Here is an 18020-nt window from a genome sequence, read left to right as displayed (position 1 = left end):
GCTATGAACAAAAAAATCTTAGTAGGCCTATGTGCTTTATTTATTCTTCCTTCCATGGCTGGTGCTGTGGGACTGGCTACACCGTCAAAAGAGTATTCTACTCCCGACCGTTCTCAAGTTCCTGCTTTTCCGGGTGCTGATGGTGCAGGGAAATATGCAACAGGAGGTGCCGGTGGAACTGTATACACTGTAACCTCACTGGCAGATGATGGTTCGGAAGGAACTTTCCGCTGGGCCATCAATAAAAAAGGGCCACGTACCATCATTTTTGCAGTCAGCGGCATCATTGAATTACAGAAACCTTTAAAGCTCAACAATGGAGATGTGACAATCGCAGGTCAAACAGCTCCCGGAGACGGTATCTGTCTGAAGAATTATACATTCTCCATTCAAGCAGACAATGTGATTGTCCGCTTTATCCGTTCACGCATGGGAGCGGACATCAAGCAAAAAGGTGATGACGCAATGAATGGTATTAAAGGAAACAGCAACATTATCATAGACCATTGCTCCTTGAGCTGGTGTACGGATGAATGTGCTACCTTCTATGACAACCGTAACTTCACCCTCCAATGGTGTATCATCAGTGAAAGTCTCGCTAACTCTATTCACGAAAAGGGAGCACACGGCTATGGTGGTATCTGGGGTGGACAGAAAGCTTCTTTCCATCATAATCTGCTTGCACATCACACCAATCGTACTCCACGACTTTGCGGCAGCCGCTACACCGGCAAACCGGAAGAAGAAAAAGTGGAACTATTTAATAATGTAATCTACAATTATGGCAGCGATGGAGCTTATGCCGGCGAAGGCGGGTCGTACAACTTTCTCAATAATTACTATAAACCAGGCCCCTATAGTGCCACCAAAGGTTCATACCGACGTTTATTCACTGCTTATGCAGACGATGGCAAAAATCAAAATGAAGCAGGTGTATACGGAATATTCCATTTCAAAGGAAACTTTATGGACGCCACCTGTCCCAGCCTGACGGATAAACAAAAAGAAGCGCTTTATAAAGTCAATATGGATAACACATTTGGGTTAGTTGTCAAAAACGACTTCGCACCGGAAAAGAATTTATTATCCAAGAAAGCATTTGACATAGCAGAACACACTTCATTGCAACCGGCAAAGAAAGCCTATAAAGATGTACTTCAATTTGCCGGAGCCTCTCACCGCCGTGATGTTGTAGACCAGCGAATCGTAGAAGAAACCCGCAAAGGAAACTATACTTATGAAGGTTCTCATGGAAGTACCAATGGAATGGTTGACCAACCAATAGACGTAGGAGGCTGGCCTGAATATAAATCCGAACCGGCCCCACTCGATACTGACGGAGATGGCATACCGGACGAATGGGAAAAAAAGCACAATCTGAACCCGGACGATCCGAATGACGGTGCTCAATACAGTCTGAACAAAGAATACACCAATCTTGAGGTATATTTGAATGAACTGGTGAACCATCTGTATCCTGCGGATTCTAAAAAATAAAATTAAAAGCCCGAATAAACAGTTATAAAAGATTAAGACGAGAGTACATTCTCCTATAAACCCTCGTCTTAATTTATTTTCTGCCGGAAAAACAAAAAATACTATCGTAAAAACAAATATTACACATCCCACAAGCCTCAAAAACATAATTTTGCACCAGTGAGAACTCTAAGAGTGGATACACTCGAATATTAATAATCTAATATAAAAGAACAAAAGATGCCTAAAGGAATGAAAAACATGCGCACTTTGCTGCTAATGATTTTCGCAGCATTATCGCTCAGCGTATCAGCGCAGACTATTACCTTAAATGGTAATGTGAAAGACACAACCGGAGAGCCGATTATCGGTGCTTCCATCGTAGAAAAAGGAAATACTACCAATGGTACAATCACCAACCTGGACGGTAATTTCTCTCTAAAGGTTCCTGCTAACGCAACTGTCGTCATTTCATATATTGGTATGAAAACGCAGGAAATCGCAATCAAAGGAAAAAGCAAAATTGACGTTACACTATCAGACGATGCGAAAGCATTGGATGAAGTTGTCGTTATCGGTTACGGTACCGCCAAACGTAAAGACATTACAGGATCAGTAGCATCAGTCAATTCAGAAACTTTAGCAGCTATTCCTGTTGCATCTGCCACGGAAGCATTGCAAGGGAAAATGGCTGGTGTACAAATTACAACTACAGAAGGTTCTCCTGATGCACAGATGAGTATTCGTGTACGCGGAGGCGGTTCAATCACTCAAAGTAATGAGCCTTTATTTATTGTAGACGGATTTCCTGTAGAAAGTATCTCAGATATTCCACCTACAGATATTGAATCAATCGATGTATTGAAAGACGCTTCTTCAACTGCTATCTACGGTGCACGTGGTGCTAATGGTGTAATTATTGTTACTACCAAGAGTGGTAAAGAAGGAAAAGTCAGTGTTAGTTACAATGCTTATTATGCGTGGAAAAAAGTAGCAAAAACATTAGATGTACTTTCCGCAAGCGATTATACCAAATGGCAGTATGAACTGGCTCAACTAACAAATAAGAATGATGATTATATCAAGTATTTTGGGAATTATCAAGACCTTGACATGTATGACAACGTAGCTACCAATGACTGGCAGGATTTAACTTTCGGACGTACCGGACATTCATTTAATCACAATCTCAGCATCAACGGTGGTAGCGATAAGTTCAAATATTCGTTCAGTTACTCTCATATTGACGATAAAGCTATCATGCAAATGTCTGACTATGCACGTGATAACCTCAATTTAAAGTTGAATCATAAGCCTCTGAAGAACGTTTCTTTAGATTTCTCAGCACGCTTTTCCAAAACAAAAATCAATGGTGGAGGTTCCAATGACGCCAACAGTTCATTGAACACAGACAAACGTCTGAAATATTCTTTGTTGTATACTCCATATCCTGTACCTGGTATCTCTGATGCACTCAATGCAGACGAAGAAGATGCCAATTCTCTATTGATAAATCCGTTAATCTCCCTAAGAGATAATGACACCCGCAAAGAACGTATCAACTATAACCTTGCCGGCTCTATCACTTGGGAAATAATCAAAGATTTAAAACTAAAAGCAGAAGTTGGTTATGACGATTATCGAAACAATGCAGACCGCTATTATGGTGTAACGACATACTATGTAAGAAATAACGTGGACGATGAGGATAAAAGCAAGCCTGCTATTTCTTTCACCCGTGGTACAAGAACTGCCTTCCGCAGTACAAACACCTTAAGTTATGACTTCAAGAAGTTCTTTAAGAATAACAAAAACCATTTAAATCTGCTGGCCGGTCAGGAATATATTGTCACCAGGGAGAGAGAATTAAGAAATGTTGTACATGGTTTCCCGACTGAATATACGGCAGACGACTGCATCAACTATTCTACAAAAGGAAATCCATATGAAGTGACCAATTATGGTTATCCGGATGATGTATTGTTCTCATTCTTCGGACGCGCAAACTATGACTTTGACAGCAAATACTTGTTTAGCGCTACTTTCCGTGCCGATGGTTCTTCGAAGTTTGCCAAAGGTAACCAATGGGGATTCTTCCCATCTGCTGCCGTCGCATGGCGTATATCTTCCGAATCATTTATGGAGAATACCAAAAATTGGTTGGATGACTTAAAGCTCCGATTCAGCTATGGTACAGCCGGAAACAATAATATTCCCTCGGGACAGATCTCTCAATTGTATGAATTAAATAAAACTCCATGGATCAATGGTGTCAATTCCTATATTGCTCCAAGCAAATACATGGCAAACAGCGATCTCACATGGGAAACGACCATTACAAGAAATGTTGGTTTGGATTTCACCACTTTAGGAGGCAGATTAAGCGGAACAATTGAAGGCTACTGGAATAATACAAAAGACCTGTTAATTATGTTCCCGACATCCGGAACTGGTTATAACTACCAATACCGTAACATGGGCGAGACTGAAAACAAAGGTCTTGAAGCCAGCGTCAACTGGGTAGCCGTTGATAAAAAGAATTTCGGTCTGAGCATTGGTGCCAATATCAGTTTTAATAAAAACAAGATCAAATCTCTCGGTTCTTTACAGAAGCTAACTAACGAACAAGCACAATCTTATTGGGCTTCAACAGAGATAGGTCAGGATTTCTTGCCGGAAGTAGGTGGTTCTGTTGGAAAAATGTATGGTTATGTAAGTGCCGGACGTTATGAAGTTTCTGATTTTGAAAGTTATGATGCAACAACCGACACCTGGACTCTAAAGAAAGATATCAACAAATCTTCTGCCGTAGGAACTGCGCGCCCGGGTATGATGAAACTAAAAGATTTGGATAATAGTGGAGATGCGAATGGTGAAAAAGATAAAACGATCATTGGCGATGCCAATCCCCTGCATACAGGCGGGTTCAATATCAATGCCCGCTTATATGGTTTCGACTTGGCAGCCAACTTTACATGGAGTTATGGTAACGACATCTATAACGCCAATAAGATCGAAACCACTTCTACTTCCAAGTACTTATATAGAAACATGACTTCTGAAATGTCCGCAGCAAAACGTTGGACTAATATTGACGGAAACGGCAATTTGGTAACAGACATGAACCAATTGGCGCAAATGAACGAGAACACCACCATGTGGTCACCTTACATGAGCAAATTCGTATTCTCGGATTGGGCTGTTGAAGACGGTTCTTACCTTCGTCTGAGCACTTTGACATTGGGATACACTCTGCCTGTCCATCTAACCAAGAAAGTTGGAATCAACAACCTTCGTTTCTATGTAACGGGATACAATCTGTTCTGTATCACGGGATATAGCGGTTACGATCCGGAAGTTTCTACTTGCCGCAGAAATGGCAGCCAACTGACTCCGGGTGTAGACTATTCAGCATATCCTAAGAGCCGTCAGTTTGTAATCGGTTTGAACCTTAATTTTTAATCAGTAAAACTAGTAAGTAATGAAAAAAATATTATATACCGCATTAGCAGCATCACTATTTGCTTTTTCTTCTTGTGATGACATATTAGATACTTCCAAAAAGTCATCTATGGAAAAGACAGAAGTTTTTTCTAACGAGGCTTTGGTCAATGATGTAGTGATGGGATTGCACCAGTCATTCGGTGAAACAAACTCTTATCGCGGACGTTATATTGCCTACTTCGGAGTCAATAGCGACTGTGAAATTTGGAACAATACGGGTAAAAAAGGAGCTTTCACTGATAAAGAAGGAGCCTTGGTAACATATAATGCCACTACCGATAATCAATACATGAATACGGACAACAACGTTTGGGCCAAACTTTATGAAGCCATAGAACGCGCAAACAGCGCTATAACCGGTATGGACGAGTACAGCGATATGAGCAGCACCAATATGCGCCAATTTTACGGTGAACTATTGACCTTAAGAGCTTTTATCTATTTCGATCTGATTAAAGCGTTCGGTGATGTCCCTGCCCGTTTTGAGCCCAACACCACAGAAACGATCGACTTGCCTAAAACCGACCGTATGGTTATCATGAGAAGACTGTTGGACGACTTACTTACAGCACAAGACTACGTAGGCTGGCCTAACGAGAACAGTTTTACTAAATCAACAGAACGAGTGAGCCAAACCTTCACTAAAGGATTACGCGCGCGGATTGCATTATTTGCGGCTGGTTACTCACAACATCCGGATGGAATCCGTTACAATACAGAGGATGCAACAGAAAGACAGGAACTCTATACAATTGCAAAAAACGAATGTCTGGACATCATCAGCAAAGGGTATAACACATTAGGTACGTTTGAAGCTAACTTTAAAGCACTATGTGCTGAAGGAACAACTGCAGGAGCAGAGTCTATTTTTGAGATTCCATTTTCGGCATCCCGTGGACGTGTCATCTACACTTGGGGAGTGAAGCATGAAAAGAAAGACCAATGGACAAAACTAGCCAAAGGAGGTATAAACGGCCCTATTCCGACTTTGTTTTATGATTATGATGTAGAAGATATTCGTCGTGATATCACTTGTGTACCTTTCAAATGGACAAGTGACAACGATGGAGACATTGCCTGGAAAGCACCCAATAAATGCTGGGGTGGATGGAGTTTTGGTAAAGTTCGTTTCGAATGGATGAACCGTGTAGTTGACTCTTCAAATGATGATGGTATGAACTGGCAAGTGATGCGTATGGCTGATATTTATTTAATGGCAGCAGAAGCTATCAATGAACTGGAAGGTCCTAAAGGATCATCTGATGCAGGAAAATATTTGAAAGCAATCCTCGACCGTTCATATCCGGCCGAAAAAGCAAGCGCTATATTAACGAAGGCAAAAGCCAGTCAGGATGCATTCTTTAACGTAATTGTAGACGAGCGTAAATTTGAATTTGCAGGAGAAGCAATACGCAAAGTCGACCTGATCCGTTGGAATCTTCTAGGAAGTAAAATGAATGAAGCCAAAGAGAAAATGACACGATTATATAACCGTGAAGGTGAATACGCTGATCTTCCTTTGAAAATCTATTATAATGAGGGCTTGGATGGAACAGATGCAACTTCCTACAAAATGTATGGATTAAACCATGGAGATACAGATGAAATAGGACAAACATTAGGCTACTCTAAAAGTAAGGAATGGATTGTACCGAAAGAATCTGCAGATCAGGCTGCTGCTTTGCTGCTTATCGACCAATTGTATGATAACAATCCCGATACCAAGCAATTCTGGCCTATCTGGAAAGTATTTATAGACGGAAGTAACGGTGTGCTAACAAACGATTATGACTATTAATGATGAATGAATTATGAAAAAGAATTATATATATACAGTATTATTTAGCCTGGTTCTGTCTGCCTTTACAGTAAGCTGTTCAGAACCGGATGACGAAGTCACGACGGGAATATTTGACCGATTATTCTCACCGACAAATGTAGAAGCTGTTATCCAGAAAAAGACAAATGTAAAGTTTAAATGGACAGCAGTGACAAATGCCACATCATATACGATCGAGCTTTATGAAAATCAAGATATGACTTTCGAAGGTACTCCGAAAACATATGAAGGGATTACGGACAACACATATACTGTAGAAGGGCTATTGGGTGAAACTCAATATACAGCAAGAATCAGAGCCTTGAGTGAAGAGATCAATGAATCAAAATGGTCGGCTGTTTCCTTCATGACAGAAGCTGAGAATATCTTCAATTCTGTGAAAGACGAAAATATAGAAGCACATGCAGTAACGCTTACATGGGATGCTATTGATGCAACGGCAACCAAAATCGTGCTGAGTGCAGATGGAAAAGCAGACATAACATATACTCTGAAAAGTACAGATATAGCCAACAAAAAGGCTTATATAGACGGACTGGAAGAAAGCACATCGTATACAGCCAAGTTATACAATGTAGATAAGCTCCGTGGTACCGTTACATTTAAAACAGCCATTGACTTTCAGGGAAAGACTCCTGTATATGAAGGTGATGATCTTGTTACCGTACTCGAAGGAGCAGCAGATGGTGCAAACATCGTTCTTGTCTCAGGCTCGTTTGTTTTGGGAGATTATGCACTAAACAAATCTGTTATCATCAGTGGTTATGACAAGGCCAATATGCCTACCATCTATGGTCGTCTACAACCCGAGGCCGGAGCTTCTTCCATAGAAATCAATAATATAATTTTCCGAGGTGACACTCCGGGAGCAGAAGAGTTGGTTTCTAATTTCATAGAGTTGCAAAGTGGAGCTAATATTTCGACTTTAACAGTCAGCGGTTGCGAAATCAGAAACTATAAGAATCAGATTCTTTACTGTAATGCAACGGCAACTTTAGGAGCGGCCTTATTTGAGAACTGTTGGGCAGATAATATTACAGGTTCCGGTGGTGACGGCTTCGACCTTCGCGCCAATACGACATTGGGAACATTGACGATCCAAAACTCAACCTTTAGTAATGGTATACGTACATTCTTACGTTGTAATATGACATCAGCCACTGTAAGCGTCACCAATTGCACTTTCTACAAAGTATGCTCTTATGATGGCGGCAGCAATAATAATGGATTGTTCTTAATGGATAAGGTTTCTACTTCTACAGGCAAACTAACTGTTGAAAAATGCGTATTCTCACAAATCGGTGTCGGAACATTAGGATACTGGGCAAAGAAGGGAAAGATGAAAGCTCAAGCTAGCTATTCAAAAAATTACTACCATGACAGTGCAAACCTATGGGATGCAACCAATGGACTTTATACAGATCCGTCAGCATGTAACGCTACAGAAATAGATCCTAAATTCACAAATCCTGAAAGTGGAGATTTCACTGTTGGAGCAGAAGATATTAAAGATTCCAAAGCTGGTGACCCTAGATGGATTAAAGAATAGTTCTGATAATCAATAAACCCCAAGTGTCTAAAACAGACACTGCATTATAAAAAAGATAGCGATGCCCGTATTCAGTATCGCTATCTTTTTTTATGACGCTAAGGCAGTTAGAAGTACCTCATTCAAACACATCTTGTACATCTCCCCTTCGGTTCTTGTACATCTTTTCCTCCAACCTCCTACATCTTTGAGTCCACTCTAGTACATCATCATGGCAACTCTTGTACTTCTCTCGGTTAACTCTAGTACAAACTTAGATAGCAAGCCTACTTTACACCTCATACACGAAACCATCAACCATCTACTAAATAAAGTAAGATTCAGAGCATTCAGTCCTTTCAGTTATCTCTGCAAAGCCCTGACAGAAGGAGATACAGCTGAAAGCAGTGGTTCCAAATGGTGACTTTCAGCATTCAGCTCTTTCAGTTTCAAAAACAGAGCTGGCATTTACTCCAATCAGAGGCTCTATTTACTACAAGTAAAAGGTCTGTTTTAATCAAGTAGAGGCTCTATTTATCTCCCCCCTTGTCGCTATCATTCTCACCCCGTATGTCAGCAGAGCTTAGCCCGGACGTCAGCAAGGGTAAGCCCGGACGTCAGCAAGCCTGAGCTCGGACACTAGTGAGCCCAAGCCTACATGTTAACTAGCCTTTGCTGCCAAATAGAATATATAGTCATCAACCATCAAAGAAAAAAATCCGAAACTACCAATCTGAAAGAACTGAAACCACCCCTCCCCTCTCAGAGTACACTCACGCAAGGGTACAAAATTGTGCCTTCAGCCGCTATCGCCTTCTGACAGGGCATTTCCGAAGAAGACTGAAACAACTGAACACCGATTATCCAATAAAACTTCTCTGGTACTAAAAGTGCCCAAAAACTCCTGTCACCGTCCCACTTTTTCCCGATACTCCGTCGGAGTCATACCGACCTGTGCCTTAAAGCATTTACTGAAATAACGCGGATCATTAATACCGACCATATAAGAAATCTGAGTCATATTAAACTCTCCTGTTTCAATTAACTGTGCAGCACGCTTGATGCGCATTTCCTTTATGAACTCGATAGGGGCCAGTCCCGTAAGCGTTTTCAACTTCTTGAAGAACACCGAACGACTGACAGCCAACTCACGAACCAAATCATCCACCACCAATTCTCCGTTATCCATATTCTGCTCCATCAGTTCAACCAGCTTATCCATAAACTTACGATCGTTAGGAGACATTTCCGGCATTACAGGCTTTTCTGCCACACCACTCTCCGACTCCGACCCGGTAACTTCATGACCGGATAAAACCTCTTCCTGAACACCCGGAACTTCAGATACCATCACATGTGTCAGGCTATCACGATAGAAATTCTGAAGTTTCTTGCGCTGTATCAGCAAGTTCTCCACACGGGCCTGAAGATAAGTAGCACTAAAAGGCTTGGTTATATAATCATCCGCTCCATATTCCAGCCCTTCCAGCTTACTTTCTATGGTTGTCTTGGCAGTCAGCAGAATAATAGGGATGTGGCTGGTCGTCATATCCGCACGGAGCTCACGCGTCATTTCGATACCATCTTTCTCCGGCATCATCACGTCACTGATGATAATGTCCGGCAGATACTTCAAAGCCTTATTCCATCCTTCCATACCGTCAGAAGCCTCTACCACCCGATAGGTTGAAGCAAAAATACTACGTAAGAAAGAACGTAATTCCTGATTATCCTCCACCAGCAACATGAGTTCTTTCGAACTGCTTTCCTCAGCCTCTTCTTCAGCGACAGATATCTCCAAACTAGGTGCATCTACGATAGCAGCTTCTGTCTGAAGCGAAGAATTAGCGATATCCACAATACGTTCCATACTCAGCGGAACAGCCGAATCGTCGAGAATAAACTCTACTGCACTATTATAATGCTCTTTTCCCTTCAGAAAATCAACTTTGAAACAACTTCCTTCCCCCAAACGGCTATCAACGGAAATCGTAGCCTTGTGCATTTCTACCAGTTCCTTTACCAAAGAAAGGCCGATTCCGGAACTTGCCTGATTGAATATATTCTTATCTACCAAATTCTCAAAGCGTACAAAGAGAGACTTACGTTTGTTTTCGGCAATACCAATTCCCTGATCTTGCACACCAACCGATACCGTGCCCTCATCTTCGCGGATAAAAACGGTAATCATTTTCCCGTTAGGCGTATATTTAAAGGCGTTGGACAGAAGATTAAATACAATCTTTTCAAACTTATCAGCATCTACCCAAAGGTTCAAAGCCTCCTTCTCCGTCTGGAAGAGGAAATCGATATGATGCTCCTCCGCCACTGATTCAAAATTGTCCATAATCTTACGGACAAAGGCTACCACATTCAACTGTTGCACCTGCATCTTCATCTTCTTATTCTGAATCTTACGGAAGTCCAGAATCTGATTCACAAGGCGAAGCATACGATTGGTATTCCGCTCCACCACTACCAGCTGCTCCCGTGCATCAGCCGGCAACTTATCATTCTTCAGCACTTGTTCTACCGGACCCGCAATCAACGTCAGAGGAGTACGGAGCTCGTGAGATATATTCGTAAAGAAACGTAGCTTAATATCAGAGATCTGTTGTTCGACAGACACTTCGTGCTTCAAACGATAAATGGTAAACAGGATATAAACCGCAACGAAAATAATCAATAATACAAAGCAGACATACAGCACATACGCTAAAGGCGTCTCCCAGAAAGAAGGGAGAATCGTGATATTCAAAATGCGCTCATTGTCCACCCACACCCCGTCACTATTGGTAGAACGGACACGAAATACATAATCTCCCTTCGGCAAGTTGGTATAGGTCACACTTCTTTGCCGGTCGGCAAAAGTCCACTGCTTCTCGAAACCATCGAGAATGTACGCGTACTGTATATTCTGCGGATTCGTATAATCGAGCGCAGCATACTGAACTGAAAAGATATTCTCATCATGAGAAAGCACCAATTCGTGTGTATCATCCAAATCGACTTTCAATATGGATTTCTCTCCCGGAATCACATCTTCATTCGCCACCATCAGCTTGGAAAAGACGACAGGAGGCACATAACTGCTCTTCCGTATAGAATCCGGACTAAACATGAATAATCCGTTACTGGTTCCAAACAACATATCCCCACCGGATGTCAGCGTAGAGGCCGCCTCGCTGAAACGTACCCGGAAACTGATACTGCGTTCATCGTAATTCTCAAAACGCTCGCCGGATGGGACAAACTTACAGATTCCATTTTCTGTACTGATCCAGAGATTCTGCTTATGATCTTCACGGATAGAAAGCAGGACGTCCGAAGAAAGTCCGTCGAGCACTGAATAGGATTTAAATTCACCGTGACCGTCTTCGCTGATAGAAATCAGTTTATTCAGTCCCCCACCGAAAGTTGCCAGATAAAGTTCCTTCTGCCGGGTAGCGATGATCCAGTGCACATCATTATTGCTCAGACTCTTCGTGTCGTTCGGGACACGGGAGAAATGGTGGAACTGAATATCTTCCGGCTTCTTGAAGTTCTCGTCAAAAGCAACGGCTCCCGTGGTAGTACCTACCCAAAGTCGTCCGTTATTATCTGAAGTGATAAAACGCGTTTTGTAACAGACATCAATGGGATATCCTTTCAGATTATTCCGGTGATTGATAAAGATTGTCTCTCCTTTTTCTCCCTGGGCAATATAGTTGATGCCACCTGCAAAAGTTGCTGCCCAGATGCGGCCATGATGATCTTCGTAAACACAATATACATTGTTATCACTCAGACTGTATATATCGTTGGCGTCATGCTGATAACGAGTCAGTTTGTAAGACATACCCGTAGCAGAAGCCTGTTCGGCACGCACCAATCCGTTTCCTTTGGTAGCAATCCAGATAATTCCTTTCGAGTCCTGCAAAATAAAATAGGCAGTGCCTTCCATAGGCGCACCTGTGAGCGAAACGGTTCCATTTCCTGTCAGATGTCCTATATACTTCCGGTTCGAATCATACAGGCGGATCATGCCGTCTTTCAGTCCGACCCATAAATTTCCCAGCTTATCTTCGCAAACCGACCGTACTTCATTACTCAAAGATTCGTATTCATGCGGAACTGGAGTCAGCATTGAAAACGGTACATTGCGGAATGTGACTTTCTCCAGCCCTTTGGAATGGGTGCAAAGCCATAAATTGCCTTGTTTATCAGAAAAAGCCGCATGTATTTTGTTAGAGAAGCGCCAGTTATTGCTCCCCAAATCATCGTAGAAAGGAACGAGACAATTCCGTTCGCGGTCAAAACAGGAGAATCCTCCGCCATAAGGATGCACCCATACATGTCCGTGTATATCTTCATGAATATGGAAAGCAGGACGCGAACGGTCAGCGTTACTATATTCCACCCGCATTTGCTCACGCTTTACCACCCCGGTAGCAGGGTTAAAATGAACAACGACTCCCGGCTCTTCCTGTTCGAACCAAACTTCCGATGTACGGTCTACATAAGCCGAAAGAATCGGCTGGTCCGACAACTCCTTGCAGGTCACAGGGGAATAGTGTATATGCTTGTTGGTTTTCAGGTTAGAGAGAAAGAATCCGTCCGAGTCGGTTGTAACGACGGTATTGTCATTGCCCACAGCATGTATGGAAGTTATACGGGCTTTTGTGGGAAGTTCGTGCAGACGAAACTCCCCGCTCTTTTTCTGATAGCACCAGATTCTTCCCCGATCGGAAGTAAAGCAGATATCGTCTTCACATTCTCTGACTGCATAAAATGCCTGGTTCATGCCGTCTTGTTTTCCCTGCGTCTCCACAAAGTAGTTCACAGGTTGCCGCTCACCGGGACGTATCATTCCCAGCCCATTATCAGTCAGCAGCCAGTTATTGCCGGCTCTATCCTGATAGACCTGATAAAAGTGATCGGCAGGAAACAAACCGGACTTAGTGGAATAAATCTCCGGTTTCGTCGTATAGTTTTTCTCAGGAAGCGTCACAACACGGATAGCTCCGTCATTCTCCGTCAGCAGCCAGACTGTACCATCAAGCAACACCTGAATAGAATGAATATTGTAGGTGCTTCCCTCTTCACCCGCAGCCGGGACTTGCTCAAACGTCTCCGTTTTCGGATCGAAACGATGGACACGGTTGTCATAAGTCAACAACCATAGAAAACCGTACCGGTCTTCATACATCCGGTCGGCACGGTTATTGGTCAGACTGATGTAATTGCCCTGACGTGCTTTATAAGTTTTAAAGTTATAGCCATCAAAACGATTGATTCCATCCCAAGTGGCAAACCAGAGGTTGTCTTTGTGATCCTGTAATATGCTCATTACTGTGTTTTGAGACAACCCATCCTCGGTAGAATAATGGGTGAAAAAGCTGTGTTGTTGTGCCTGCACCACATGCACAGTCAGGCACAAAAGAATTAGATATAAGATTCTTTTTATCATTATTACACACATATTGAATGGTGTAAAGATAATAATTAAGCTGAACTTACATCTATATTCAGTGTTTATTTAACAGAATCTCTCTTTTATTTCTGATCAAATAATGTTACTTTTTGATTGGGTCAGCGTTTTACTTCCACCATCCGGTTTCCGTTCTTTACCGGATTCCAGCCGTCTTCACCTGCCAGAACCGTTTCTATTTCGTAGCCTTTCAGATTCTTCAACTGATGGGAAAAAGCCGCGCGGGCTTTCGGATTGGCTCCCTCGCCACGACTAGCGTATTCGGCATAAAACACTGTTTTCTCCGCCTCTTTCTTTCCCCAGTTGTTCCAGCCTTCCGGAAGGATATGCTTACCCAGCTCACAACGAATAAACACAGCCTGAGCATACGGACGCCACGGACGGGACAGATATACTTTGGCAACTTCCGGATCAGCGGTCAGTTGGCAATCATAAAAGACATAGCCAAACTTTTTACCCTGATCTGTAGAAGGGGCCGTCACGTAACCATCACGTTTACTATGGATATGACAACGATTGAAGACAGCGACAGACCATCCGAAAATAAAGTCAACCGTTCCTTCAATATAGCAATCTTCATAGTATTGGCGGCTCTGCTTACCATACGTATAAAGTGTATCCTGATAACCCAGAAAGCGGCAATTCTTAAAGAATGCACGGTCAGCAGATACAAAACAAGCTACCGCCTGCCCTACCGGCCCTGCCGAATTTTCAAAAGTGATGTTCTCTGCATAGAAATCCGGAGCATAGATGTAGCAGCTTGACGATCCCGAAGTTCCCATATTCTCACCAAATACATTCTTCTTGTTGGCAAAATCATCGTTTGTCAGCACCGCACCGTCCTCTCCTATCAGGGAGATGTTTATTTTGGATTCCGGAATAATGATCTTCTCTTTGTACGTCCCTTTACGGACTAATATAGTAGTACGCACATTCTTGCGAAAATCGGGCACTGCATTTATCGCTTCCTGCACCGTGAAGAAATCACCCGTTCCGTCTTGTGCCACTACGTAATCATAATGACGAACATATTTTCCCAATTCCGGTATTTGTCCGGCAATCGCATCTACTGTCAGCCCGGCAATGGTCCGTGCTCCGTATATATTTAAGTGAGTATTGTCTTCCCGTCCTTTCGGGAAAGCCGGGATTTTACCGGGCTCGACAAACATATAAAGTTTCTTCGACTCTACCGGTCCCAGTCCCTGTACCAAGTCATGAGTAATTTTATTCATATCGATAAATACAACTCCCATCTCCTTTGCAACATTACGCGGAGAATCTAAATAAGCACCATGTGTATCGAACAATACACTTCCTTCTTTGGGTAATTCCTGCTCGCCCGGAGTCTGACGGGCATCTTTCGCAATCGACGCATCTTTCGGCTGAACGAAATTACGGCGGACAATCGAATTGAATAACACAGGGATACCTCCCTTGGCACGAGTTTCATTTACAAAACGGCGAAGGTTGTCATCAAAGGTCGTTCCCGGATCGGTATGGCGTGCAGAATCGGTCTTTTCGTCATTGTGCCCGAACTGGATAAAGACGTAATCTCCCTTCTTCACCTGAGAAATCACTTTCTCCCATCTGCCCTCAGTAATGAAACTCTTCGAGCTGCGTCCATTGGCAGCATGATTGTCAACACGGATATCTTCTGAAAAGAATCCGGGAAGCATCATCCCCCAACCACGTTCGGGATTTCCACCGTCCAGTTTTTTGTTGGCCATCGTAGAATCACCTATCGTAAAAATCGTTATGAAAGGCTTGTCCGCACGGAATGCGGAGAAAAGGATAAAAGCTGTTACTAACAATAATAGCGGTCTGTTTCTATGTATCTTCATATCTGTATTGATCTTGTGGCTTCTTGTTTTAATACAACATTTATTTATAAGGATACCAATTACTGCATTCCTTAAATATATTCTGCGGAGTATATTGCACTGCTTCTTTATCAGTCAGTTGTTTAGCCCACTTCACACGTCCGGAAGTATCCGCACCTTCACCCGTATTTTTAAACTCTGCATAGCGGGCAGTCTTTTCATTTTCCGGATTCTTCCAGTTGTGCCAGCCCTCCGAACGGATATGTCCGCCAAACTCACAATTAATAAAAGCCGTAGCGGCATAAGGTCTCCAAGGACGACCCAAATAGACTTTCTTTATACCGGGAGCAGCTGTCAGCCTGCAGTTCTTGAAAACATATCCGAACTCCACCCCTTTCGGAGTAGAAGCTGCGGTGATGTATGAATCGCGTTTACTATGCAGCTCGCAGTATTCGAAAAGAGCGGTAGAAGGCCCGAAGATAAAGTCTGTAGTTCCTTCGATATAGCAGTTGGTAAACAACAAGCGACTGCCCTCCGAACCTGTATAAATAGTATCCTGATTTCCCAGAAAACGGCAGCCGACAAACATCAGCCGGTCTCCTTCGGTATGGAGCGCCACTGCCTGTCCCAAAGGAGCGGCATTATTCTCAATCGTCAGATTTTTAAACGTAATGTCACTACCTTCTACTTTTACTGTATAAGTACGGAAAGTGCCCATTTTATTGATATTAGCATGGTCATCATACGTAATAATTGTATTTTCGGCCTCTTCACCCACCAGTTGAACATTCTTCACCCACGAAGGAATCACCAGTTTTTCTTTGTATATGCCTTTCTTTATGTAGATAGTCACCGTATAGTCCATAAAGGCACGTACTGCCTCCACGGCTTCCTGAATATCACGATACTTTCCTGTTCCATCACGTGACACGACCAATGTGTCTTGCTTTTGCTGTTGCGCACAGGTCAAGGTTCCTCCCGAACAGAATAGAAGAAACAATACCATTCCTCTTAAAATACTCCTTTTCATCGGTAGAAATTACTTTTGCAAACGTTCATATTCCAGACTTGCCATTATAAATGGTCCTACTGCTTTCGGATCGTTATTACGGATCGTTTCATTAATATAATAGTCATAATCACCGGAACGATAGACCTTTCCTCCCAGCCCTGCTACCGCACAAGCCTTCGTAATAGTCACCACTCCCTCTTTATCTACTTCAATGAAATTCTTCAGAAAACCCTCATAACCTTTCAATGCCACGTCCAGATAAGACTGGTCAATATATCCCATACGCACTGCTTTAAACAGGCTGTAAATGAACATGGCAGAGCAGGATGATTCGAGATAGTTACCCTTATCACCGCTTCTGTCCATCACCTGATACCATCCGCCGGTTTTCGGCTCCTGCAATTTCTTGACCTGAACGGCTACATTATTCAAAATGGCAAGCAAGGAATCTCTCCCTGCCTCATGCTTCGGGATAAAATCCAGTGCATCTACCAACGCCATCGCATACCAGCCTAACGCACGTCCCCAGCAATGTTTTGACTGCCCTGTCACTGGGTCTGCCCAACGCTCCGTGCGACTTACATCACACGCATGGCGATAAAGACCGTTCTTCGGATCGTAAGTATGACGGGCGCAAGTGATAAACTGATTGATAACGTCCGCATAATCCTGCGGGCGATTATTACGATATGCATATTCCGCATAAAAAGGAGCTCCCATATAAAGCCCGTCCAGCCACATCTGATGCGGATATATTTTCTTATGCCAGAATCCTCCATCTTCATTTCGAGGCTGTCCGGCAAACTGGCTATAAAGTAAGTCTAATGCTTTCTTATACTTTTCATCTTTTGTCTGTTCATAGATACGAAACAGAATCTTCCCGGAATTGATACGGTCCAGACTATAATCTGTCAACTTGTATGCAGTGATACTTCCATCCTCATGCACCATCGTATCTGCATAAGCAATTGCATAATCACGTATTTTCTTGTCTCCATAAGCATCATATACATCAAGCATCGCCCCCAGTTCCAGCCCGTGACAATAATCCCATTTCAGTTTTGGCTGGAAATCGAGCTGCCAGGATTCCGGGCAACGGATCATCTCCGATTCAGTCATCCGCACCGACCAAGGCAGTTTTTCATCCACCTGCTGTGCCGACAGTGAAATGGGGCTTGACATTATTATTACTAATATCAAAAAATTATAAAAAGAGCTTCGTCTCATGGTTTATTGTTTTAAGGATTATACATGCTATTTTTTCATGCTACGAAAGTAGTGTATTTCTTCCAAACAGAGTGGGACTTTTTAGTTAAGAAGGTGTATTTTTTGTTTTTCGTGCACGGAAACGACCAATTTTGTGCACGTAA

8 protein-coding genes are annotated in these 18020 nt (G+C 42.8%); 4 read left to right on the top strand and 4 right to left on the bottom strand.

Annotated elements, in window-relative coordinates; translation table 11 throughout:
• The first annotated feature begins 3 nt into the window (after positions 1 to 3).
• From K6V30_RS09010 to K6V30_RS08995, 4 genes are all read left to right on the top strand, one after another.
• Positions 4 to 1497, top strand: coding sequence for a hypothetical protein (locus K6V30_RS09010; protein ID WP_055268604.1), 1494 nt, complete (start codon positions 4 to 6; stop codon positions 1495 to 1497).
• Between the two features lie 219 nt (positions 1498 to 1716).
• Positions 1717 to 4938 carry a SusC/RagA family TonB-linked outer membrane protein gene (locus tag K6V30_RS09005; RefSeq protein WP_010536702.1) on the top strand — a complete coding sequence of 1074 codons (3222 nt, stop codon included), beginning with the start codon at positions 1717 to 1719 and terminating at the stop codon, positions 4936 to 4938.
• 19 nt (positions 4939 to 4957) lie between these two features.
• Positions 4958 to 6778, top strand: coding sequence for a RagB/SusD family nutrient uptake outer membrane protein (locus tag K6V30_RS09000; RefSeq protein WP_055268603.1), 1821 nt, complete (start codon positions 4958 to 4960; stop codon positions 6776 to 6778).
• A gap of 13 nt (positions 6779 to 6791) precedes the next feature.
• Complete coding sequence (locus K6V30_RS08995; protein ID WP_055268602.1) at positions 6792 to 8369, top strand: DUF5123 domain-containing protein; 1578 nt, start codon at positions 6792 to 6794, stop codon at positions 8367 to 8369.
• 886 nt (positions 8370 to 9255) lie between these two features.
• Here the strand turns inward: K6V30_RS08995 and K6V30_RS08990 are convergent.
• The 4 genes from K6V30_RS08990 to K6V30_RS08975 all read right to left on the bottom strand — a co-directional run bounded on the left by K6V30_RS08990 (position 9256) and on the right by K6V30_RS08975 (position 17877).
• Entirely contained in the window at positions 9256 to 13797 is a 4542-nt protein-coding gene (locus K6V30_RS08990; RefSeq protein ID WP_055268601.1) for a hybrid sensor histidine kinase/response regulator transcription factor, read from the bottom strand.
• 122 nt (positions 13798 to 13919) lie between these two features.
• Positions 13920 to 15659, bottom strand: coding sequence for a pectinesterase family protein (locus tag K6V30_RS08985; RefSeq protein ID WP_055268600.1), 1740 nt, complete (start codon positions 15657 to 15659; stop codon positions 13920 to 13922).
• 40 nt (positions 15660 to 15699) lie between these two features.
• Positions 15700 to 16668: a pectinesterase family protein gene (locus K6V30_RS08980; protein ID WP_029425307.1), complete on the bottom strand. Its 969-nt coding sequence runs from the start codon at positions 16666 to 16668 to the stop codon at positions 15700 to 15702.
• Positions 16669 to 16677: 9 nt separating this feature from the next.
• Positions 16678 to 17877 carry a glycoside hydrolase family 88/105 protein gene (locus tag K6V30_RS08975; protein ID WP_029425305.1) on the bottom strand — a complete coding sequence of 400 codons (1200 nt, stop codon included), beginning with the start codon at positions 17875 to 17877 and terminating at the stop codon, positions 16678 to 16680.
• Between the last annotated feature and the right edge of the window lie 143 nt (positions 17878 to 18020).

The organism is Bacteroides faecis (genome assembly GCF_020091505.1).
GTDB classification, from domain to species: domain Bacteria; phylum Bacteroidota; class Bacteroidia; order Bacteroidales; family Bacteroidaceae; genus Bacteroides; species Bacteroides faecis.
The sequence above is the reverse complement of the archived record's forward strand: the minus strand, read 5'-3'. Positions and strand labels throughout refer to the sequence as shown.